This window comes from Mesorhizobium sp. M0998 (genome assembly GCF_040318885.1).
GTDB lineage: Bacteria > Pseudomonadota > Alphaproteobacteria > Rhizobiales > Rhizobiaceae > Mesorhizobium.
In genome coordinates this window covers 74,688-95,305 of sequence record NZ_JAMYND010000016.1, presented here as the reverse complement: position 1 = coordinate 95,305, position 20,618 = coordinate 74,688, and the positions used below count along the sequence as shown (strand labels likewise).

The window sequence follows — 20,618 nt, the reverse complement described above, 5'->3', positions numbered from 1 at the left end:
CCGCAAAAGAAAAAGGCCCCCGAACGTCACCGTAGCGGAAGCCCTTCTCGTATCTAGACAATCCGAGAATCTCATTTCCGCGAATCAGTGTCAAGAGTTTTAAGCGTCGATTCGGCGGACGGATTTCTTTTGCCTAATTGAAGGCGAAGGAAGAAATGGTCACGGGTATTGCAACGACGCCCTTTGGGCGGCGGCCGATGTCGCTTGCCATGCTGGCAGCGCAAAACGAGTCACGCGAGATCCCCAAAGGCAGGGTTGTCGACAAGTGGCAGATCTATCGCAACCTCTGCGAGGGCAAAAGCATCGTCGGCATCGGCGATCGCGCCCTGGCCGTCCTGAGTGCGTTGCTGTCATTCTATCCTGACAGTGAGCTGAGCGAGGAAAACGGCCTCATCGTGTTTCCCTCGAACGCACAGCTGTCCCTCAGGGCGCACGGCATGCCCGATTCCACCTTGCGGAGGAACCTGGCGGAACTGGTGGCTTGCGGTCTAGTCATCCGTCGGGACAGCCCGAACGGCAAGCGTTATGCACGGAAGGGCAGGGGTGGGGAGATCGAGGAAGCATTTGGCTTCTCGCTGGCGCCGCTGCTGGCCCGTGTTCAAGAGTTCGAGGCGGCGGCCGAGCGTGTTCGCGCCGACAACAGGGCGCTCAGGCTTATGAGGGAACGCATTACGCTACACCGCCGCGATATCCAGAAGTTGGTCGAGGCGGCCGTTGAGGAAGACGTGCCGGGCGACTGGGGAGGCCTGTGGAGGCGTTTCCGCGCCGTTGTGGAGACAATTCCGCGCCGAGCCCGCATTGCCGAGCTTGAACCTATCGTGGCCGATCTGGCCGCGTTGCGTGACGATGTGGATAAGCTGCTGGAAATCCATATGGAATCTACGAATCCGAGCGGCAATGAGTCCCAGAGCGAGCGGCAGCAATCTGATTCAAATACCGACTCCACTTTTGAATTTGAACCTGCTTTCGAAAAAGGCGGGGCGGCGGCCGAGCCACTAACGAGGACCGCAGAGCCGCCGAAAACCTATCCGCTGGGGCTAGTGCTGAAGGCCTGCCCCGAAATCGCGGACTACGCCGTCGACGGGATCGGCAACTGGCGCGATTTCATGATAACCGCCGCCCAGGTGCGGGGATACCTGGGTGTTTCGCCGTCTGCGTATGAGGATGCCTGCCAGGTGATGGGTCAGGAAATCGCCGCGGTGGTGATTGCCTGCATTCTGCAGCGGGCACAGCACATCGAGTCAGCGGGTGGCTATCTGCGCGTGCTGACCGAGAAGGCGAGGGCAGGGGAGTTTTCGGTCGGGCCGATGCTGATGGCGGCATTGCGAGCGAACGGCGCGACTGCAAAGATGACAGGGTAACTGTTGGCGGATCGGTTCGCGCTGATGCCGGGGCTTGTATGTCGCATCATGTGAGGCTATATTTTGCCTCACATGGAATGGAGAGTGAAATGCTAGCGTTCGGAAATGTCGCCGACGTGTTGGGGCTGCCCGTTAAGGAGGTGGCGTCACGGTCGCCTTTCGGGCTGATCTCCCGGATCGAGAATGGACTTCCCATCGGGGCACTCGAGCGCGTTGCGCATCTTCTGGCGCCTGGCGATGCTCAGTTCAAATACCGGCTGATCCCCAAAGCGACCTATGAGCGGCGCAAGACGGTGCATCGTCTCTCGTCGGACGAGGGCACACGACTGGCCCGCGTGGCGCGCGTCTGGGGTCTTGCTGTCGATGTCTGGCAGAACGAAGAGGAAGCGCGCGATTTCTTGTTTCGGCCGCACCCGATGATTGAGGACAAGCGACCGATCGACGTCGTTATCCTGAGCGAGTTCGGCGCCGAAATGGTGGTCGATATCCTCGGAGGTCTGAAGTACGGCAGTGCTGCGTGACGGCGCCGACTCTCGACCGCACGCTATCGTCCTTTCGCATCGGCGATCCGGCCGGCAGCTACCCGATCTTCGACGCGACCGGCTCGACAATCGCGCCAGGGCGATGGAACACGCCCGGAAGTCCTATAATCTACACGAGCGAGCACTATTCGACGGCCCTGTTGGAAAAGCTGGTGCACGGCAGCGGCCGACTACCGCCTAACCAGCACTACATCGAAATTACAATCCCGCGCGGGCTGAGCTACGAGGTCTTTTCCCAGCCGTCACTGCCCGGCTGGGACACGATGCCGGCAACGGTGAGCATGGGATTTGGCGAGACCTGGTGTTTAGAAAGGCGCAGCGTCATCCTGCTGGTGCCGAGTGTCGTGGCGCGTCTCGATAGCAATGTGCTGATCAATCCGGCGCATCCGGAGTTTTCAAGGATCCAGACGAGCCTGCACCAGCCCGTCTATTGGGACCGGCGGCTGTTTGGCGCGTAACAGGGGGACGGGAAGGGGCTTCCTGTCGGCTACAACCCCGAGGCCTTGGTGAGAATGACGCGCAGCCGGTCACGTCGGCGCTGATATTTCGGCGTCATCTCGGCTGAGGCATGGCCGAGATGCTTTTGCACATAGCGCTCATCGACCTCGGCCGCCGAGGCTAGCCCGGCGCGCAGGGAATGGCCGGAGAACTCTTGGCCCCGTTCGCCTTCTGACAGGTCGCCTTGCGCACGCCGGCGGCAAGCGCGGCCGTCTCGGAACCAATAGTCCTGGAGCTGACGCTGCAAACTGTGATGCGTCGGATCGATCTGCGACTCAGACGATTATCCGCGCCGCCCGCCCGAGCGTGCGTTCGGCATCGTTGTAGTAGTTCGACGCCTGCTGCACGGAGCGATGCTGCGACTGCTGCATGGCTTCGGGCAGCGGAATGCCGCGGCGCGCGGTTTCGGTGAGGTAGCCGGAGCGCAGGCCGTGGGCGGAAAACGCAGTCGGGTCGAGCCCGGCCTCGGCGATGCGCCGCTTCAGGATCAGGTTGACCGCCTGCGGCGTCAGCGCGCGTTTTTCCAGATTGCCCCAGCGGTCGACGGCGCGGAAGACGGCGCCTTCCGTGATCGCGGCCCGCTCGAGCCAATCTTTCAAGGCCAGCACCGGCCGGCCGACAAGCAGCACGAAAGCGTCGCTGTCGGCCTGCGTCGTTTTTGTCCGGCCGAGCCGGATCGACCGGCACGGCAGTTTGTCGCCGTCGGGAGCTTTGGGATCGGCCGGCACCGGGTCTTCTTCGATGATCTGCTCGATCCTGAGCGACGCCATCTCGCTGCGGCGGCGGCCGCCGGAGGCGAAGGCGGTGATGAGAAGTGCGCGGTCGCGCAGGTCGACAAGGCGGTCGCCGGCGCAGGCTTTCAGGACGGCGGCCAGAATATCGCCGGTCACCGCCTTTCTGCTCTTGCGTCTGCGGGGACGGGCGCTGGCACGGACCGCCAGTTTTATCGCGCTCTGCAGCCCCGGCGCATTGAATTTTCCCCTAAGACCGCGCCATTTGGTCAGCGTCGACCAACTCGACAGCCGCCGCCGCACGGTGTTGGGCGCATGGGGCCCGTCGCTGCGCAGAAGCCCTTGGGATTTCAGCGTCGCCGCGACGTCAGCCGGCATGCCGTGCGCCGGATCCGTCTCGCGTTTCGCAAAATCCCACAGGTGGTGCGCGACGAATTTGATCAGTAGCGCCTCCGACGCCGGCCAAGGGAGGGGTGAGCTTGTGGCCGCCTGACACCAAGCTTCGAGATAGCCGAGATCGGAGGCCAGCGCGCGGAGGGAATTTTCGCCGATGCCTTCTTTCGCCAGGTGGCGCAGCGTCTCCACGTCGTCGTCGGTTAAAAGCCCGGCCAGAAAATCGCGGCGGTCGAAGGGCAACACGGAATCGAGCGCGTCCAGGGCTTCGGCCCGCCGCGCCACAAGTTCGGTGCTTTGGCGGCCGCCAGTGGGGGCAGGGGTCGTTTTTGGCATTAAGAGATCTTCGAGGCGGGTTTCTATGGCCTTCGCGGCCGTGCTCACGCCGAGTCTAGCGCCTCTTGGCCGCCAGATCCATCACTATCGATAAGAGGTCATTATCGATAGTGAGCTTTGTTCTCAGGATCGTCGCCTGTGGCAGAAGTGAAAGGGAAGATAGCTTCCGTTACGCGAATCGGCTACAAAGGAATCAATGGCTTACGATATTTCCTGCCTGCCCCTGAGCAGCCTGATCGGGCCGCTTGCCCACGCCGATGTCGGTTTTACTTCCCGATTTCAATTGAAGCGCTAAGGTGAAATCCCGTACTCCCTCGACCGTCATTACAGCTTCGGACGGGGGAGGGGGCTTTCAAAGGCCGGAAGCTTTTGTGAGGTTGGTCCGGAACCGATCGCGTCGGCGCTGATACTTGCGGGTCATCTCGGCCGAGGCATGGCCGAGATGCTTTTGGACGTAGCGCTCCTCGATATCGGCCGAGGAGGCAAGGCCCGCGCGCAGCGAGTGTCCTGAAAACAGCAGTTCTCGCTCGCCTTCGGGAAGATCTCCGCGCACGCCAGCAGCGAGCGCCGTCCGCTTCACTAGGCGGGCCACATGCTTGTCGGACAGGCGCTCGACATCGACGGTCTTGTTGTCCTTGAAGATGCGCCGGAAGAGGGGGCCTCGAGCGATGCGGCCGTACCTGATCCAGGTTTCCAGAGCGACGACCGGGCAGGTCTGGTCGGAGGCGCCGCGGCCGACCTCGACCTCGCGCCAGCCGGTCTTGCCGCGTAGCGTCACCAGAACGCCCTGGTCAGGAAAGATCTCGATCCAGCCGGCACCATCACTGTGCTCCTCCCGGGCGACGTCGAGGCCAACGATCTCGGAACGCCGCAGCCCGCCGGCGAAGCCAAGGAGCAAAATAGCGCGGTCGCGCAAGCCCCTGAGATCATGGCCAAGCGTATTGACCATCGCCTTGATGTCGTCCCCAAGCACGGCTTCCTTTTGCCGGGGCGGCTTTGCATGCTTGCGACGGACGCCGGCGAGAACGGTTGAGATATGCCGGTCCGCACGATCCATCGGCTGGCCACGCTGGGTGAAATTCCAGGCGAGGCCGGAGAGGCGGCGCTCGATCGTCGCGACGGAGAGCGATGGCAGGCCGCGTTTTGGATCGCCGGCGGCACAGGCGCCGATGTAGAGGCCGATGACCTGGCTGGAGGGCGGCATCGGGTCGAACCCTTCGCGGCGGCACCAGGAGGAAAAGTGCCGCCAGTCCTTGGCGTAGGCGTCGCGCGTGTTTTCGGAGCTGGCGGCGTTGGCGTAGCCTGTGGCGGTCTCGACGAGGGCTTCCAGACGCGTTGGCGCCCGCGGGGCGGGGGGTGAGGCGCCCATTTCCATGACCAGGTCGACGATGTCCGGCAGATCGTCATGGGTTGGTGCGTCGATTTCGGGCGGGTTTTCCGGGGGATTTTGCATGGTTTGGGAGCCTATCACGATACGTCCGATAATGCAACCTTACCGGACATTATTGTCCCGCGACAGGCGCGGCGGTTTTTGCGGTCATGCCTTGCAAAAAGCGCCGCGTCGATTCATCCTGTCGGGGATGATTCTCCGCCCCAAACCGGCCCCGCGCCACCATGCCCAGTCTCCCGGGCTCGGGCTGTCCGCTCTCGCGGCATCGGTGCCGTCCTGGCTGCGCCGGGCGGTCGCGGCGGCGCAAACCGTTGAAGATGCTGCGATCGCATGCGGCGCCGCGATCGCCGCGCTCGATGCTCTCGTGCGCCGGGACGAAAAATGGGCCGGCGCCTGGCGGCAGCGCCTCGCACTCGGCGCGGCCGCGGCGACGGTGCGGCAGGCGGGCCGCACCGAGGATGAGGCCGCGCTGCGCGACGCCGTGCTGCTCACACGACCGGGCGACAATGCCGGGCCCGCCGGTCTTTTGCTCCTCGCCTGGCGCCGGCTGGCAGCCCGGCCCGCGGCGGAGCTTCTGACGGAGCAAAACCTCGCCGCGGCATTGGAGGAATTCGGCTTTTTTGCCCGCGACGGCGAGGCGCTCGGCGATCTGGCGGATGAGCTTCGGCAGCTCGGCGCCAGCGTCGGGACGCTCGACATGCTGACCGGTGCTTTCGCGAGCGCCGGGCGCCATGGCTTCGGACGCTATTTGGGTTCGTGGCTCGCCGACGCGCTGCTCGCGCAAAGATTGGGATGGCCGCATGCGGTGCCGCTTCTGGGAGCGCAGCCGGGATCGGGCGGCAGCCTGCGTGGCGTGCCTCCGAAAACGACCAGCCTGACGGAGAGGGATCAGGCGCCAGGCGGGGAGAGGGTGCAGAGCCTGCTCGTGGCTCAGGCGCGCGCAGCGCTGCGGGCGATCGATCTCTCGGCCGAGCTCGGCCGCCGCGCCGAGCGGCTCAGTGCCATTGCGCCAAAACTGCGGGCGAAGGGTGCGGACCTTGTCGTCGACCGTTTGCTGAACGACGATGCGCTCGTCGCGTCGCGCGGCGACACAAGCACCGTGATGAGCGACCGCGGCCTGCGCCGCCTGTTCGACCGACTGGTCGATCTCGGCGCCGTGCGCGAGCTGTCGGGCCGCAGCACGTTCCGCATCTACGGGCTGTAGCCGATGGTGGAGGGCGCGCGCACGAGACGTGGCAAAGGCCGATCGGATGACAATCGGTCAGACGGCCGTCGTTCAAATGACCATTTGTTTGACCGCGATCTCGACCACCTGCCACCGGAGGCGCGCTGGCGTGAATGGATGAACCGCGTCGAAGCGACGATTTTCGCGGCCAGCGAGCCGGTGACACGTGACACCCTGGCGCGTATCGTCGGCAAGAGCTGCAATATCGATCTCATCATCGATGATATCCGCGAGGACCTGCGCGGCCGGCCCTATGATCTGGTGGCGGTCGCCGGCGGTTTTCGGCATCTGACGCGGCCGGCCTATGCCGACGCCATCCGCAGTGCATTTGGCACCGCCGTCGGCGGGAGCGGACGCGCGGCAGAGCTAACGCAGTCGGACGTGCTGGTGCTGATGTGCATCGCCTATTTCCAGCCAATTACGCGCGGAGAACTGTCGTCGTTTTTCGGCAAGGAAATCAGCCGCGATTTTATTGGTCATTTGCGCGGCGCCGGCCTGATCGCTTCCGGCCCGCGCGCACCGCAACCCGGGGCGCCGTACACCTATGTCACGACCAAGGCGTTCCTGCTTGAGTTCGGGTTCGACACACTGCGCGATCTCCCCGACATCGAAGCGCTTGAGGATGCAGGCCTGCTGTCGAAGGAGAAGCTGCTGGCGGGCGACATCATGCCGGGGTTTTCCAGTGACTGGGAAGAAGATGCGGGCGTTGCCGGTGATGAATAGCATGCTGCTCACCAGGGATGGGTGGTTCGCGGGCAGCAATCCTATCCGCGTGGGACCGCAAGAACACGGTGACGCTTCGTTTTGATCGCATCGTCAGTGGCGCGCGAATAGGCCTCGAGCAGAGCAGCAAGGTCGGCGCCGGTCGGGGGTGACCGCACAGACCTCGGCGATCCTTGATGCTGTCCATGAAATCCGAGAAGTGCGCAATCAACCGGTCATGGCCGCCTGCAGCCAGGACGTGCCGACGCCGCCGGGCAACAGCATCGTCCTCATCTGTCATCAACCAGCTGACAGGCTTGTCCGCCAGCCATTCGAAGCAGCGGATGCGCGAGGACGTGGACAGGTTCGTGAGCGTCTTCCCCAATGAGACGCCTGCAACGACAGGCGCGCCCAGCAGGCGCGAAGTCAGGTCGCCGATCATCATCGATCCCTTGGCCATCTCCACCTTGCAGATATCGTCGATCGACCGTTCCAGCCGTCATGCCGACGTTTTGACGAAGACCTTCGATGCCGTGCGCAGATCGAAGGCGCATCGGGCGCAGAAGTGCTGCGGCATCAGTTCGGTCTGGTCGAAGGATGCAATCCCGCTTCGACAGGCGGGACATCGATCCCGAAGACCGCGAGGCATCGTAAACTTAAAGAGCGCGAGGCGGTCGTAGCCCGCTTGCCCCACGACGGTTCATGCCCGAGCGATTTTTGCCCACAGGTTCATTGCCTCTGAACGCAGTTCGCGATGATGGCTGGAGGAGATTTCATGGCGGGGGATGTGGAACAGGTTGGCAATCGGATTATGGATGGAGACGAAGCGCTGCAAATGGCGTTGTGACTTGAAGCGTTTCATGATCCGTTCCCGTCGCCGGACTGGCTGATGGGAATTCTCCGCCCGATTGTTCAAGCCTTTATGCGAACGGTGTTCGACCCCCGGCATGATCTCTCGCTTTGCAGCGTCGTAAGACCGAAGCTTGTCGGTGATCATCACGCGCGGCGCGCGGCCTTGGCCCTTCAACAGCTTGCGCATCAGACGCTTGGCGGCCTTGGCATTGCGACGACTTTGCACCAGAACCTCCAGGACGAAACCGTCCTGATCGACGGCGCGCCAGAGCCAGTGCTTCTTGCCGCGGATCGAAACGACGGCCTCGTCGAGATGCCACTTGTCACCCAGCCGACCCGTTGAGCGGCGGCGGATCTCGCTGGCAAAGGTCCGCCCGAATTTCTCTGCCCAAAGCCGGACTGTCTGATGCGAGACAATAATCCCTCGTGCCGCCAGCAAGTCCTCGACCATTCGCAAACTGAGAGGAAAACGGAAATAGAGCCAGACAGCATGGGCGATGATCTCGGCGGGGAAGCGATGGCGGCGGTAGAGTGGGTCACGCTCTGTCATAGCCCGTCATCGCACATCGGTATCCACGCTTCGTTAAGTTGACGATGCCTGCGGTGCCGCTGCTGGGAGGGCAGCCAGGATTCGGGCGGGAACACGCGTGGCGTGCGACCGAGAATAAATAGACTGGCGGAGAGGGACCAGGCGCCAGGCAGGGAGAGCGTTCAGGGCCTCCTTGTGGCTCAGGTGCGCGCCGCGCTGCGGGCCGTCGAGCTTTCGGCCCCGAGCTCGCTCGTCGTGCCCAGCGGCTCATCGCCGTTGCACCGAAGCTGCGGGCAAAGGGATAGGATGCTGTTGTCGAAAAACTGCTGTCCGACGACGCAATTGTCGCGTCCCACCCGTTCGTGGCATGAGCGACCGCGGTCTGCGGCGCCTGTTTGACAGGCTGGTCGACTTTGGCGCCGTGCGAGAATTGTCGGGTCGGCCGACCTTCCGGCTCTATGGGCTGTAGCGATGGCGGACCGGACGGGAACTCAGCGAAAGGAAAATAACCAGCGCATGCTGGTCGATACCGAACTCGAGCACCTGCCGCCGGAGCTGCGCCTGGCGTGAATGGATGGGCCGGATTGAGGCGGTCATCTTCGCCGCCAGCGAGCCCGTCATGCGTGAGACGCTGGCGCGGGTCGTCGGAAAGAGCTGCAACATCGATCTGATCATCGACGACATCCGCGAGGAACTGCGCAACCGGCCCTATGAGCTCGTGTCGGTCGCCGGAGGCTGGCAGCACCGAACCAGAAAAGCGTTTGGCGATGCCATTCGCGGTGCATTTGGCACAGAACGGGCCGGGGTTCGGATAGCGGACCGGGGTCAAAACCCTCTCGCAGTCCGAGGCGCTGGTGCTGATGTGCATCGCATACCTTCCAGCCGATCACCCCTGGCGAGCTGTCATCCTTCTTCGGCAAGGAGGTTTCACGCGATCGCGTACTGCGCGGGCAAGACTTCATCGCCTCGGGACCGCGCAGCCCACAGCCCGGCGCGCCCTACACCTACGTGACGACCAAAGCCTTCATGTCGCATTGGGTCTCGACAGGCTGCGCGACCTGCCGGATTTCGAGGCGCTCGAGGACGCCGGACTGCTCTGCAAGGAGAAGCTGCTGGCGGGCGACATCATGCCGGGCTTTCCAGTGACGAGGAAAAGGAAGCAAGCAGCGTCGGTGATGAATAGAATCTCCTCGCCATGCGTCGGCCGGACTCTATCCATGCAGGATCGCAAGAACACGACGGCGCTTCTCTCTCGCCAGTTTCTCATCGGAGAGATTGGAACCGCGCGCGAGCGGCAGGGCGCCTTCGAGGTTGTCGAGCAGCGTGAGAAACTCCTCGCCATATTGCCATCGTGGCACCGCGAGCAGGTCGAACCGGCTCGCCATTTCGTCGGTCGCGTTGATGAAATCGTAGACGGCGACGTCGCCGATCAGAACAGGAGAGATGTCGTATTGGCGGCCGATCCGTCTTAGGAACGCAAGAACCGCGTTGTCTATCAGGTGAGGAAGCGCAATTAACGGTCATAACACGTCTGACGCCAGCGACATGCGAAGAGATCCAGACCCGCAAGTACCGCAACTCCGGCCAGACCTGCGTCTGTACCAACCGCTTCTTGGTTCAGGCCGGTATCTATGACAAGTTCGTCGAAAAGCTCGCCGCAGCCAGCAACCGGCTGAAGGTCGGTTCGGGCCTCTAAGAAGGCGTCCAGCAGGGACCGCTGATCGACGAGAAGGCGGTGGAAAAGGTCGAGGAACTGATCGCCGATGCTACCTCGAAGGGCGGCAAGGTGGTCGCCGGCGGCAAGCGCCATGCACTGTGCGGCTCGTTCTTCCAGCCGACGGTCATCGCCAACGTGACACCCAAGATGCGCTTCATGAAGGAAGAGATTTTTGGCCCGGTCGCGCTCGTGTTCAAGTTCGAGACCGAAGAGGAAGCAATAGCGCTCGCCAACCACACCGAATTCGGCCTCGCCTGCTATTTCTACACCGGCGATCTCGACCGCGCCTTCCGCGTCATGGAAGGGCTAAAATACGGCATGGTCGGCGTCAATGAAGGCCTCATCACCACGCCGGAGGCGCCGTTCGGCGGCGTCAAGGAACCCGGTCTCGGCAAGGAAGGCGGACATCAGGGCATCGAAATTACCTCGACACCAAATATGTATGCATCGGCGGCCTCGACCTCTAGTGGGGCCGGCTTTGCCAGAGGCCCCCACACCCCCTCCGGCGACCAGCCCGCTTTTTAGGTATCCCCATTTCCTCATACCTTGCCGGACTTGAGTGCCAATTGATCATGAATAGCGACCGCTCGATCCTGCCGAGCGCCTTCGCGAATTAGCTCTCCTTCGGAGACGCTGAGAGCTTCTTCATCATCCCACGCCCCGATGAAATGCGAGCTTCAATTTCGGATCGATTTCCAGGCTTGCGCAGAAAGGAAATCCGTTCGGTCAGCCCGATTCGTGGCTTTGCATGGGCGCTCTAGTCTGAGACTTTTTAACCCACATCGTGGATTAGAAATGGCATTGACATCCATAATGCGGAAGTAGTACTGCTGGCCGCCTGAGGGAGTTGGAATAATGCACGCGCGCCGAAACCTAAGTCCTGCCATGTGCACTCGAATTCGGCGTTCACCATTGTGTCAGTTACCTCCCGCAGCCGGAGGGCTATGCCAGTGGTGGCCAGCGAATTAGGAACTTGGAGGAAGCCCATGAAGAAGTTCCTGAACGATCCCGTTCATTTTGTCGACGAGATGCTACAGGGCATCTACAAGGCGCATCCGGCTGTTACGTATGCTGCGGGCGACATGCACTGCCTTGTGAGTGCAAGGACGAGGGGCGCTAAAGTGGGCATAGTAACCGGAGGAGGCTCCGGACATCTACCACTGTTCCTGGGCTACGTCGGGGACGGTATGTTAGACGGTGCGGCTGTCGGCGGCGTCTTCCAGTCACCGAGCGCCGAGCAGATCTATCAGGTCACCAGCCATATCGATCAGGGCGCGGGCGTCCTTTACATCTACGGCAACTACACTGGCGATATCATCAACTTCGATATGGCGGCAGAACTGGCAGACCTCGACGGCATCGCCGTACAACAAGTTGTTGGCAACGATGACGTGGCTTCCTCGGTCGTTGGCGAGGAGCACAAGCGTCGCGGCGTTGCTGGCGTTTTCTTCGTGTTCAAGGCTGCCGGCGCCGCGGCGGCCGAAGGGCTCTCTTTGGACGAGGTGACGCGGCTTGCCGACAAAGCTCGCTCGCGCACTCGCACTGTCGGTGTCGCTCTCTCGAGTTGCGTCGTTCCGGAAATCGGCCATGCGACCTTCTCAATCGGTGAGGATGAAATGGAAATCGGCATGGGCATACATGGCGAGCCGGGGATCAGCCGAAAGAAGCTGGCATATGCCGACGCGGTCGTCGACGAAATGATGGAGCGAATATTTGCAGAGCAGGCCTACAAGCTGGGTGACAGCGTCGCCGTGCTCGTCAATGGTTTGGGTGGCACGCCAATGGAGGAACTCTATATCCTGTTCCGTCGTGTCTCACAGCTGCTCGAAGCGCGGGGCGTGACGGCCAAGCACGTCTGGGTCGGAGAGTTTGCGACGGCCATGGAGATGGCAGGCGCATCGATTTCTATCCTGCACTTGGACGAGGAACTCGAGCGCCTTGTTGCCGCTCCGGCCAACACTCCCTTCTTCAAGCATCTTGGCGGTTGAGGGTCACTTCCATGCAGACATTGGATGCCGCTAGCCTCATCGATCTCTTCAACAGCTGGAAAGAGCTTTTCGCTGAGCAGAGGGAGTTCCTCATTGCGCTTGACGGTAACGTGGGCGACAGCGACCTCGGGATCACGATGAGCAAATCGTTTGCAGCTGCTGCTGAAGCACTAAAGACGGAAGGCGAAACGGTCGGGCTCGCCAAGCTCCTGCGGACGGCCGGCGCGACGATGGCACGAACTGCGCCCTCCACCATGGGCACCTTGACAGCGACAGGCTTCTTGCGCGCGAGCAAGGCGGTTGAAGGAATCGAAGCACTTGGAACCGCGGAAATCGCTGCTTTTTGGCGCGCCTACCGCGACGGCGTAGCCGAGCGGGGCAAGGCGAAAGTCGGTGATAAAACGCTTCTCGACGTCCTCGATGCGATAGCGGTCATGCTTGAGGCGCAAGTTTTAGTTGATGCTGCCTTACCTGAGGCCATGGCCGCCACCGCCGAAGCGGCCAACCAAGCGCTTGAAGCCACCAAATCCATGCTTGCACAGCATGGAAAGGCAGCCGCGTTTCAGGAAAAGACTGTGGGCCTGCAGGACGCGGGCGCAACAGTAGGTTATTTCCTGATTCAGCGTATGGCCGAATTTGTTGCAACTCCCTGCGATCGCCTGCGGTGTCTCGATCAGCCAGCTAGCTCTTATGACGTGGTCAAGAATGATGAATGACCTTTTCGGCCTATGCCTTTTGCCCCAGGTTTTGTTTGCCATTGATGAGGGCAGCACGGAGACGGGATGGGCCTTGAGACGACGGTTGATCCAGCTTCTCTATTCGGCGGGTTGAGGTCAAGCGCTTTCGAATTTCCGCTTTGCCGGCATCTGACGTCTTTCGCGGGGTCTTGCTTCTCTCCGGGATCGGCGCTCAGACCCTACCTTCATGGGGTAAGAACAATGAGGTGGAACAATCTCTTATGCGTCCTGATCGCGGCAATGCGATCGGTACTGCTTGATCAGCGAACTCACACTCATCCATCGTCCCGCGAAGGACATCTTTTCCACCGGCAAGTGGAACTTTGTTATCTCCTTCTTGGCTTACGGACCAAATCAGGCCGCAACTGGCATGATTTCCTTCCTGGTCCATCGTAACTGTGTACCGTCGCTCCAGATACGATGCATGATCACTGCTAGCCGCCTTGCCAGTGCGACGATCGCTTTTTGCCGGCCGCGCCGCTTGGCGACATTCATCGCCCAGGCTTTCAACCATGACCATTTTTTCACGTTGTTCAGCAGGGCCTGCGCGGCTTCATAGAGCAGCGTTCGCATTATGGTGTCGCCGCATAATGAGATCCGGCCGAACCGTCGGCTTTCATCCGACTCATTGAGCACCGGCGTCAACCCCAAGATCGGTCAGACTGCTTTCGAGTTGCGGAAGCGGGCCGGGATGTCGATCGTCGCGGTATACGCCAGAGCCACAACTGGGCCCACATCACCTGCACTTTCTCAGGCAACAGGGCGGCGACGGCCTCCAGGGCTTGGCGCTGCACGCCAAAGCCGATCGCGCCTAGCGTCTTCTTCATGCGCCAAGCCAGCGGCAGCGCCCGCTCGCCGACGCGCAGCGAGACCATGATCATCTGATGCGCGTCGTTGACCTTGCTCTGGTCGATCATGACGACGATGGTGCGCCCGCCTTGCCCGGCGCGCCTCAGAACCTCGCGCGCGAACGGCGCCATCACTTCATCGACATCGATCAGCTCATTGCCGAGCACGCGGCTGATCCATTGATAGCGCATGTCGAGCCGCTCGGCCGTGCGCGGCAGCGCCGCCGCGAGCTCGATTGACGCTGCGCACCTGCAAGCTCGTGGCCACCAGCAAGGCCAACCCTTCGCGCTGCTTCTTGTTCTGCAACGGCAGCCGTTCAAGCGACGCCGCGATCGTCGCAGCGACCGCTCCAATTCCACCCATGCCAAAATCTCCGCCGAATCAAAGGCGGATTCTCTGAATCACGGCGTGATTCCCCGGCGCAAGATCTTTTTTGATGGGTGGTAAGGTGGCAGGCCGTTCGTAGATCGGCCCGTGCCGCATGACCACGATAGGGTCACACATCGCTTACCTCGACAGCCAGTTCCAAGGGGTGGCGTTTCCGCACTAACAAACTGGTTGGATACGGTCAGCGCGTCTTGTTTCTCTCCTTACACTCGTAGACCTGCCGGTTTGTTGAGCGGAGCTATGCGGTGTCCCTCAAGTGGATTAAGAGCCTCTTCAATTTGCCGGACCTCCGACCGCAACAGACCAAGTAGTTGCTGGAGACGTTCGGGAGGCAGACGAGGGCTGGTCATATTGATTGCAATCGCGGCCACAGCGTCCCTGCCTTGTGGGAGGATGGGGATCGCCATGGCAGCTATGCCCGCGACAAGCTCGTCTTGATCGACGGCATAGCCTTGTTCACGCACCTGCGGAAGCGCTGCCCTGATCCTGTCTGCGGAGAGACCCTTGTACATGTCGTAGCGGCTGGCGTTGGCACAGACAATTGCTTCGGCCTCATCGTCCGGAAGAAACGCCAAAATTGCGAGGCTTGCCGGGCCGACCCCTAGTGGAATTTGCCCGCCAACATACCCGGTAAGACTATCGAGGAAGTAGGTCCCTTCCTGACGATCCACGCACACAGCGTTAAACCCCGCACGCGCCATAAGGAAAAGTGTATCGCTAGTTTCTGCGGAGAGCCGCACGAGTGCCGGCCGGGCGAGGCGCCGCAGACCCGTACCGTCTGCGGCAGTCGCGCCCATGGCGAAAAGCGTGAGCCCCAGCCTGTAGCGCTTTGTGTGGAGTTCGCGATCGATAAGTCCATGCCGTTGAAGCGCTGTAACGATGCGATGAGCTGTCGACTGTTTTAATCCCAGCGCCTCCCCAATCGCTGCCATGGAGGCCCCCTGCTGACCGACATCTCCCAGGTACCGCAAAACAGCAACGGCGCGGTCTAGAAGTTGGGTGCCAGTGGCGCTGTCATTGGCTTCTTTCGTCTCCTGCATTTACCATCCTTTTGGCGAAACTTTCGGGGAAACTGCCCTTGTTCGGGCAACATCATAGCGGAGCACTCGAATCCTGCTTCACTCCAGTTTCCATAGCCTGAAATAGGTGATCCGTCTTCGCCTTGGCGTCAATTGACCAAAGCGCGGACCGGAGACGTTCCGCTGCCGGAGTGGCCATCCGGCCTTGTGCGATCGACATGAATTTATCGTGGAGATCCTCATCCGACAGTGGGTTAGATGGATCGCCCCTAGGTGCCGATATATCCATATGGGCGGTTCGACCTGCGTGGCGTATGCGGATGCTGGCCGGTGTCATTGCAGGAAACGACTGATCCATATCGGATCGGTGCACCAGTCTAACCCGAGTTGCCAGGGACGTCACACGCGGATCGTGAAGGTATTGATCTGTGACCGGCAAGAGAGCTTTCGCCCCGTGTACCATCGCAAGCGCAACCGAGAAAGGAGTACTGTATTGTGCTGCGGCAGTCGAGTCCGGGTCCGTTTTGTTGAGCAGAGTTAGCCCACGCGCAAACAAGCCGATCTCGATCTCCTCGATTTCGTCAAGCTTTATGCGGTGTTCAGTCTGAAGGGCAAGTGCGGCATCAATCGGGGCGTGGATCCACCTGCATGCGCTATAGATCTTGAAGTATCCGCTTTCTATTTCCCACTTCGTGCCGAGGTTCGAGGTGAGGCGGCCCTGGTCGAAACGATCAGCATCATCCAGGAGGTCGAGCGGCCCCGTATAACCAACCCGGGCAAGATCAACAGCCATGAGGGCACCAGCTGTTGCGAATGGGATACCCTCCTTGACAGTGTGGCCAAGTTTCGTCCATCCGGTAGCGGATTGACCACTGGCTGTGTGCCCGGCAATCGCCATAGCTTCGGCGATAGTTGTGGTTGGTAGCTGTTTCAACCAGCCCGTGGCCGCGGCCACGCCGTAACCGCACCATTTGCCTGTATCGGTAGTCCGGATCGCGTTGATATCTCTCGCCGCAGACACGCGCAATGCCACCTCATAGCCGACCGCAATCGCGGTAAGAACGCGGTCGGGAGTGGCTTTCACTATGCGGGCAATTGTCAATACTGCGGGAACAATTGCAGCGCCGGGGTGGCCGGCAGCTGCCCGATGCCCGTCATCGAGGTCCAGCATCGAGGCATAGGCCGAATTAACGAAGGCCGCTCCTGCAGGTCTCAGCCGTTCGCTGGAGAACCACACGGCGCTTTCGCCTTCGCCCCAGGACGTTTTAGCCCCTTGCAGAGCGGCCGCGCCTCCCTGGGTGGCGACGCCGGCGATACCCGCGCCGACAGTGTCAAGAAGTACGCGTTTGGCGGCTCGTTTGACCGTCGAAGGCACATCGGTGACGGATGAGACGAAAGAGGCCAATTCAAGTGTGCGGTGCATAGTAATCCTCTCATATGAAGTTGCGTCGGTCCTAGCACGAAACCCACAATGTGGGAATATAATATTATTGACTTCCACATTGTGGGATAATAATGTGCGAGGTAATAAGACGCGGGGATCCACACTCGCGAGATAATAAAAGCGGGAATGAGAGTTATGGGCATGGTCCATCAGTTTCAGAGACTGCAGTTGCCTGCGCGTGAGGTTGTCCGCTGTGCGGTGGATGACATGCCCCTGGAGGTCTTCGCCGGAGACACAGTGCTGACTGCTGTTTTGACTCATCGGCGCAATCTTCGGCCATTCGAATTCGCGGATGCGGCGCGAGCTGGCTTCTGTCTGATGGGCGCCTGCCAGGACTGCTGGGTTCACCTAGAGACTGGCGAGCGCGTTCGAGCCTGCTCGACGCAAGTCGTCGAAGGGATGCGCATCGCCACCAATCTGGGGAGGTGCTTCCATGCGAAATGAGAAAAGAACCGTTATTGTAGGCGCCGGTCCGGCAGGGATGAGGGCTGCTCTGATGCTGGTTGCCAATGACGCAAGCCCTGTTGTCATCGACGAAGGCTTCAAGGGCGGCGGCCAGATCTACCGCCGACCGCCAGCTGGCCTCGATGGCGTGAGAGAGCCTGAGAAGCTTTACGGTTTCGAAGCAGCAAAGGCGACGCGGCTTCACCGCGCCTTTGACGCCCTCCATGGGAAGATTGAATACCGGCCGGCTGCAACCATCTGGTCTGCCGACGAAAGCCGGATTTCGTTCATTTCGAATGGCCATGCCACGCACATCGAGTGGGATCGACTTATCCTGGCAACAGGGGCGATGGATCGGATCATCCCGGTCAAGGGCTGGACCCTGCCGGGGGCCTATTCGCTTGGCGCCTCACAGATTGCACTGAAAGCGCAAGCGGTTGCCATCGGCAGCGAAGTCGTCTTTTTCGGCACGGGCCCGTTGCTTTATCTCGTCGCTTATCAGTACGCCAAGGCCGGGATCCGTGTCGTGGCGGTTCTCGATACCTCGCCGCTTCCTCCTCTTCGTGTCACGCTTGCCCTGTTTCAGGGCCGCACCACCTTCGCCAAGGGGCTCTACTACCTTGCTTGGCTGACAGCGCACGGCATCAAGATCGAGCGCGGAATCAGGCCTCTCGAGATCGTCGAAGGACCGGATGGGGCGGTCGCCGGTCTTCGATACACCAGTGCCAGCGGCGGGGAGAAGGTCGTTGATGCGCCCGCAGTGGCGTTCGGCTATGGCCTGAAGGCCGAGACGCAGATTGCGGATTTGCTGGGTCTCGATTTCACTTTTGACACTCTCCAACGCCAATGGATTCCAGTTCAAGACTCAGATGGCCGCAGTTCCCATCCGCATATCTACCTGGCTGGTGACGGCGCCCGCATCCGCGGAGCCGATGTCGCGGAACTGACCGGAGAACGCGCCGCGCTGACCTTGCTCGCGGATGATGGAAAGCAAGCATTGCGCCCACGCGTAGAGGCCCTGAATAGACAGATCGGCCGTGCCGGTTCGTTCCGGAGAGCGCTGGAAAGAGCCTTTCCGTTTCCAGCCAATTTGGCTCGCGACGTTTCCGATGACGTCATGCTCTGCCGCTGCGAGGGCCTCTCCGCAGGTTTTATTCGGGCGGCAGTCGCGGAATCGGGCGAATTCGAGATCAACCGGCTCAAGGCTTTCACACGTCTTGGTATGGGGCGTTGTCAGGGGCGCGTTTGCATGCCGGGCGCGCTGGAAGTGGCCGCCGCAGCGGGCGGCGTTTCAATCGAAGGTGCAGGTCGCATTCGGGGCCAGGCACTGATTAAGCCGGTGCCGCTCTCTCAACTGGCGGGATCCGGTACGATGAGGCGCTACGATGTTGCGATTATCGGAGGCGGGTTGGCGGGTTGTTCGGCCGCGCTTCACATCGCCAAGCGTGGAGCGTCCGTTGTCCTCTTTGAGCGAGGCCGTTGCGGCGCCCAGGCGAGCGGTGTCAATTTTGGTGGTGTTCGGCAGCAGGGCCGGCATCAGGCGGAATTGCCCCTGTCACGACGCAGCCGGCTTCTTTGGGACCGTCTTTCGGAGATCGTCGGTTCGGATTGTGAATTCGTCGCGACCGGCCATTTGAAGCTGGCACGCACAGACGCAGAGATGGCAGAACTGGAAGCCTATCGGGCCATGGCACAAGGTTTCGGTCTCGACCTTGAACTCGTCAGCCCAACGGAGATTCGGCAGCGGTACCCGTACCTGGGAACCGGTCTTGCAGGTGGATCGCTTTGCCGCGAGGACGGACAAGCCAACCCTCGCCTCGTCGCGCCTGCCTTCTCCCGAGCTGCGCGCCGGGCCGGAGCCGACATTCGCGAAATGACCGAGGTGAAAGGGGCTCATCAAAGCGGTGAAGAATTCGAGATTGATGCAGTTGGAGAGACCATCAAGGCCGGCAAGCTGATCAATGTGGCGGGCGCGTGGGGAGCCAAAGTCGCCTCCTGGTTCGGCGATCAAGTCGAGGAAGGTGTCATCGCGCCAAATATGTGCGTGACCGAGCCCTTGCCGCTTTTCATGGGGCCGAACCTCGGTGTTTGCGGCGGTAACATTTACCTGAGGCAGATCCCGCATGGCAGTGTCATTTTTGGAGCAGGGATGGGGATTGCCGAGCGTGAGAAGCTGCGAGCTCGACCGCTTGCGGAAATTACCCAGGAGGGCGCGCGGCTGGCAATCGAGATGGTGCCACGGCTCGCGGATGCCCTGCTGGTGCGAACCTGGACGGGTATTGAGGGATGCATGGCCGATGGAATCCCGGTGATGGGGCCAAGCCCACGTGCCCCGAACCTCTTCCACGCCTTCGGCTTTACGGGTCATGGATTCCAGCTCGGCCCCGGTGTGGGTGCGGTGCTTAGCGAGCTGGCCCTCGATGGCGAAACCGAAACAATAATCGACGGACTGTCGATGACGAGGTTCACGCGGGACGTCCGCGTGACAAAGGCGACGAACGCCTGATTCACCGAGTGGAACAAGAAACTGGAGGATAAAATGAACATCAGAAAAATCACCGGAAAGCTCGGCGTGGTCTGCGCCATGCTCGGTGCGACGCTCCTTGCTTCGCATCCTGGCGCTTTCGCTGAAGAGAAATACAAGACTGTCGAGCCCGGCGTACTCACGGTCGCAATTACTGGTGACATGCCGGGTCTCATTGCCCGCGACGGCAAGTTGATTGGCTATGACGGCGAGATCCTTCAAAGGGCTGCCGAAAACCTCGGACTGAAGGTCAATCCTGTGCCTACGGAATGGAGCGGCGCCATTGCGGCGGTCCAGTCAGGCCGCGTGGACCTGATCGGCGGCACTGTCGCTTGGACGCCTGAGCGCGCCAAAGCGCTGTCGCTGACCGACCCAACCGGTTACTTTCAGAACGGCATTACGCAAAAGGCATCAACCCAGTGGCAAACGCTGAAGGATATCGAAAACCGCAAGGTCGGATCGATGACAGGATTTTCGTTCCTGCCGGAGCTGCGAAAGATCCCTGGGATCGAGCTGACGCTCTACGATACGTCTGACGCGGCGCTGCGTGACCTTATGAACGGCCGCGTTGAGGCTATCATCGGTGATCCGCCTGTCATCGACTACGCCATTGCGCAGAATCCGGGCTGGGGGCTCGCCAATCTGGCCTTCGCCGACAACAACGCGTACTTCCCGCTCCTAACCAGCGTTGGACGCCAGTATATCTTTGGCCTCAGCAAGGAGAACAAAGATCTAGCCGACGCAATCAGCGGCGAAATTCGCAAGCTCTGGGCCAACTGCGAGGTGAAGAAGATCGGTGCCAAGTACGGCTTTACTCATGAAGCCCAGTACACCCCGTCACCGGTGAACTTCCGCGTCGGTGTCGACCGTCCCGAGGGTTGGACGCCGCCCGTTTGCCAGAAGTAAGCCTGGCGGACGGCAGCCGTTGGACCGGGCGATGGCTCATCCGC

Annotated in this window: 16 protein-coding genes and 7 pseudogenes; 13 read left to right on the top strand and 10 right to left on the bottom strand. The window is 61.2% G+C overall.

Features of this window, described 5'->3' with window-relative positions; all coding sequences use genetic code 11:
• Positions 1 to 155 precede the first annotated feature (155 nt).
• The 3 genes from repC to NKH59_RS17335 all read left to right on the top strand — a co-directional run bounded on the left by repC (position 156) and on the right by NKH59_RS17335 (position 2,361).
• Entirely contained in the window at positions 156 to 1,361 is a 1,206-nt protein-coding gene (gene repC / locus NKH59_RS17345; protein WP_353022597.1) for a plasmid replication protein RepC, read from the top strand.
• 89 nt (positions 1,362 to 1,450) lie between these two features.
• Complete coding sequence (locus NKH59_RS17340; protein ID WP_107652811.1) at positions 1,451 to 1,882, top strand: Xre family toxin-antitoxin system antitoxin; 432 nt, start codon at positions 1,451 to 1,453, stop codon at positions 1,880 to 1,882.
• Entirely contained in the window at positions 1,879 to 2,361 is a 483-nt protein-coding gene (locus NKH59_RS17335; RefSeq protein ID WP_353022536.1) for an RES family NAD+ phosphorylase, read from the top strand. Before NKH59_RS17340 ends, NKH59_RS17335 begins: the two co-directional genes overlap by 4 nt.
• A gap of 29 nt (positions 2,362 to 2,390) precedes the next feature.
• Here the strand turns inward: NKH59_RS17335 and NKH59_RS17330 are convergent.
• The 3 genes and pseudogenes from NKH59_RS17330 to NKH59_RS17320 form a co-directional block, all read right to left on the bottom strand.
• Positions 2,391 to 2,611, bottom strand: a pseudogene (locus tag NKH59_RS17330) (integrase); the annotation flags it as partial.
• A 65-nt stretch (positions 2,612 to 2,676) separates the two neighbouring features.
• Positions 2,677 to 3,861, bottom strand: coding sequence for a site-specific integrase (locus NKH59_RS17325; protein ID WP_353022534.1), 1,185 nt, complete (start codon positions 3,859 to 3,861; stop codon positions 2,677 to 2,679).
• A 352-nt stretch (positions 3,862 to 4,213) separates the two neighbouring features.
• Positions 4,214 to 5,314, bottom strand: coding sequence for a tyrosine-type recombinase/integrase (locus NKH59_RS17320; protein ID WP_353022532.1), 1,101 nt, complete (start codon positions 5,312 to 5,314; stop codon positions 4,214 to 4,216).
• A 127-nt stretch (positions 5,315 to 5,441) separates the two neighbouring features.
• Between NKH59_RS17320 and NKH59_RS17315 the strand changes: the two genes are divergently transcribed.
• Both NKH59_RS17315 and scpB (NKH59_RS17310) read left to right on the top strand, forming a co-directional pair.
• The gene (locus tag NKH59_RS17315; RefSeq protein WP_353022595.1) at positions 5,442 to 6,455 is read left to right on the top strand and encodes a DUF1403 family protein; all 1,014 of its coding nucleotides are present in this window, start codon (positions 5,442 to 5,444) and stop codon (positions 6,453 to 6,455) included.
• A 3-nt stretch (positions 6,456 to 6,458) separates the two neighbouring features.
• Positions 6,459 to 7,199 (top strand): SMC-Scp complex subunit ScpB, encoded by a 741-nt coding sequence (gene scpB, locus NKH59_RS17310; RefSeq protein ID WP_353022530.1) that lies wholly within the window; start codon positions 6,459 to 6,461, stop codon positions 7,197 to 7,199.
• Here the strand turns inward: scpB (NKH59_RS17310) and NKH59_RS17305 are convergent.
• The gene (locus NKH59_RS17305; RefSeq protein WP_353022528.1) at positions 7,141 to 7,638 is read right to left on the bottom strand and encodes a hypothetical protein; all 498 of its coding nucleotides are present in this window, start codon (positions 7,636 to 7,638) and stop codon (positions 7,141 to 7,143) included. The genes scpB (NKH59_RS17310) and NKH59_RS17305 overlap by 59 nt on opposite strands.
• A gap of 240 nt (positions 7,639 to 7,878) precedes the next feature.
• Positions 7,879 to 8,580: an IS6 family transposase gene (locus NKH59_RS17300; RefSeq protein ID WP_353022526.1), complete on the bottom strand. Its 702-nt coding sequence runs from the start codon at positions 8,578 to 8,580 to the stop codon at positions 7,879 to 7,881.
• Between the two features lie 159 nt (positions 8,581 to 8,739).
• On the opposite strand from NKH59_RS17300, the pseudogene NKH59_RS17295 reads away from it, so the two are divergent.
• Positions 8,740 to 9,028, top strand: a pseudogene (locus NKH59_RS17295) (DUF1403 family protein); the annotation flags it as partial.
• Between the two features lie 47 nt (positions 9,029 to 9,075).
• A pseudogene (gene scpB / locus NKH59_RS17290) lies at positions 9,076 to 9,695 on the top strand (SMC-Scp complex subunit ScpB); the annotation flags it as partial.
• A 114-nt stretch (positions 9,696 to 9,809) separates the two neighbouring features.
• On the opposite strand, the pseudogene NKH59_RS17285 reads toward scpB (NKH59_RS17290), so the two are convergent.
• Positions 9,810 to 10,046: pseudogene (locus NKH59_RS17285) on the bottom strand (TniB family NTP-binding protein); the annotation flags it as partial.
• An 80-nt stretch (positions 10,047 to 10,126) separates the two neighbouring features.
• On the opposite strand from NKH59_RS17285, the pseudogene NKH59_RS17280 reads away from it, so the two are divergent.
• The 3 genes and pseudogenes from NKH59_RS17280 to NKH59_RS17270 all read left to right on the top strand — a co-directional run.
• Positions 10,127 to 10,743 (top strand): annotated as a pseudogene (locus NKH59_RS17280) (aldehyde dehydrogenase family protein); the annotation flags it as partial.
• A gap of 519 nt (positions 10,744 to 11,262) precedes the next feature.
• Complete coding sequence (locus NKH59_RS17275; protein ID WP_353022524.1) at positions 11,263 to 12,264, top strand: dihydroxyacetone kinase subunit DhaK; 1,002 nt, start codon at positions 11,263 to 11,265, stop codon at positions 12,262 to 12,264.
• Positions 12,265 to 12,275: 11 nt separating this feature from the next.
• Entirely contained in the window at positions 12,276 to 12,980 is a 705-nt protein-coding gene (locus NKH59_RS17270; RefSeq protein WP_353022522.1) for a dihydroxyacetone kinase family protein, read from the top strand.
• A gap of 375 nt (positions 12,981 to 13,355) precedes the next feature.
• Here the strand turns inward: NKH59_RS17270 and NKH59_RS17265 are convergent.
• The 4 genes and pseudogenes from NKH59_RS17265 to NKH59_RS17250 all read right to left on the bottom strand — a co-directional run.
• Positions 13,356 to 13,736: pseudogene (locus NKH59_RS17265) on the bottom strand (transposase); the annotation flags it as partial.
• Positions 13,709 to 14,213: pseudogene (locus NKH59_RS17260) on the bottom strand (IS4-like element ISMmg3 family transposase); the annotation flags it as partial. The pseudogenes NKH59_RS17265 and NKH59_RS17260, both read right to left, overlap by 28 nt.
• 227 nt (positions 14,214 to 14,440) lie before the next feature.
• Positions 14,441 to 15,277, bottom strand: a complete 837-nt coding sequence (locus NKH59_RS17255; RefSeq protein ID WP_352641326.1) for an IclR family transcriptional regulator — start codon at positions 15,275 to 15,277, stop codon at positions 14,441 to 14,443.
• Positions 15,278 to 15,329: 52 nt separating this feature from the next.
• Positions 15,330 to 16,679 (bottom strand): MmgE/PrpD family protein, encoded by a 1,350-nt coding sequence (locus NKH59_RS17250; RefSeq protein WP_353022520.1) that lies wholly within the window; start codon positions 16,677 to 16,679, stop codon positions 15,330 to 15,332.
• Between the two features lie 147 nt (positions 16,680 to 16,826).
• On the opposite strand from NKH59_RS17250, the gene NKH59_RS17245 reads away from it, so the two are divergent.
• The 3 genes from NKH59_RS17245 to NKH59_RS17235 are packed head-to-tail and all read left to right on the top strand — an operon-like array spanning position 16,827 to position 20,574.
• A complete protein-coding gene (locus tag NKH59_RS17245) occupies positions 16,827 to 17,144 on the top strand; it encodes a (2Fe-2S)-binding protein (RefSeq protein WP_353022518.1) in 318 nt (105 codons plus the stop codon).
• Positions 17,134 to 19,650 carry an FAD-dependent oxidoreductase gene (locus NKH59_RS17240; RefSeq protein WP_352641333.1) on the top strand — a complete coding sequence of 839 codons (2,517 nt, stop codon included), beginning with the start codon at positions 17,134 to 17,136 and terminating at the stop codon, positions 19,648 to 19,650. The genes NKH59_RS17245 and NKH59_RS17240 overlap by 11 nt, the downstream gene beginning before the upstream one ends.
• Before the next feature lie 33 nt (positions 19,651 to 19,683).
• Positions 19,684 to 20,574 carry a substrate-binding periplasmic protein gene (locus tag NKH59_RS17235; protein ID WP_353022516.1) on the top strand — a complete coding sequence of 297 codons (891 nt, stop codon included), beginning with the start codon at positions 19,684 to 19,686 and terminating at the stop codon, positions 20,572 to 20,574.
• Positions 20,575 to 20,618 lie beyond the last annotated feature (44 nt).

Bases quoted from the DNA above. Each gene is read 5' to 3' on its own strand.
- NKH59_RS17340 (WP_107652811.1), top strand. From the start codon at position 1,451: ATGCTAGCGTTCGGAAATGTCGCCGACGTGTTGGGGCTGCCCGTTAAG.
- NKH59_RS17275 (WP_353022524.1), top strand. From the start codon at position 11,263: ATGAAGAAGTTCCTGAACGATCCCGTTCATTTTGTCGACGAGATGCTA.
- NKH59_RS17235 (WP_353022516.1), top strand. From the start codon at position 19,684: ATGAACATCAGAAAAATCACCGGAAAGCTCGGCGTGGTCTGCGCCATG.
- NKH59_RS17320 (WP_353022532.1), bottom strand. From the start codon at position 5,314: ATGCAAAATCCCCCGGAAAACCCGCCCGAAATCGACGCACCAACCCAT.
- NKH59_RS17325 (WP_353022534.1), bottom strand. From the start codon at position 3,861: ATGCCAAAAACGACCCCTGCCCCCACTGGCGGCCGCCAAAGCACCGAA.
- NKH59_RS17300 (WP_353022526.1), bottom strand. From the start codon at position 8,580: ATGACAGAGCGTGACCCACTCTACCGCCGCCATCGCTTCCCCGCCGAG.
- NKH59_RS17270 (WP_353022522.1), top strand. From the start codon at position 12,276: ATGCAGACATTGGATGCCGCTAGCCTCATCGATCTCTTCAACAGCTGG.
- NKH59_RS17315 (WP_353022595.1), top strand. From the start codon at position 5,442: ATGATTCTCCGCCCCAAACCGGCCCCGCGCCACCATGCCCAGTCTCCC.
- NKH59_RS17250 (WP_353022520.1), bottom strand. From the start codon at position 16,679: ATGCACCGCACACTTGAATTGGCCTCTTTCGTCTCATCCGTCACCGAT.
- NKH59_RS17240 (WP_352641333.1), top strand. From the start codon at position 17,134: ATGCGAAATGAGAAAAGAACCGTTATTGTAGGCGCCGGTCCGGCAGGG.
- repC (WP_353022597.1), top strand. From the start codon at position 156: ATGGTCACGGGTATTGCAACGACGCCCTTTGGGCGGCGGCCGATGTCG.
- scpB (WP_353022530.1), top strand. From the start codon at position 6,459: ATGGTGGAGGGCGCGCGCACGAGACGTGGCAAAGGCCGATCGGATGAC.
- NKH59_RS17245 (WP_353022518.1), top strand. From the start codon at position 16,827: ATGAGAGTTATGGGCATGGTCCATCAGTTTCAGAGACTGCAGTTGCCT.
- NKH59_RS17305 (WP_353022528.1), bottom strand. From the start codon at position 7,638: ATGGCCAAGGGATCGATGATGATCGGCGACCTGACTTCGCGCCTGCTG.
- NKH59_RS17255 (WP_352641326.1), bottom strand. From the start codon at position 15,277: ATGCAGGAGACGAAAGAAGCCAATGACAGCGCCACTGGCACCCAACTT.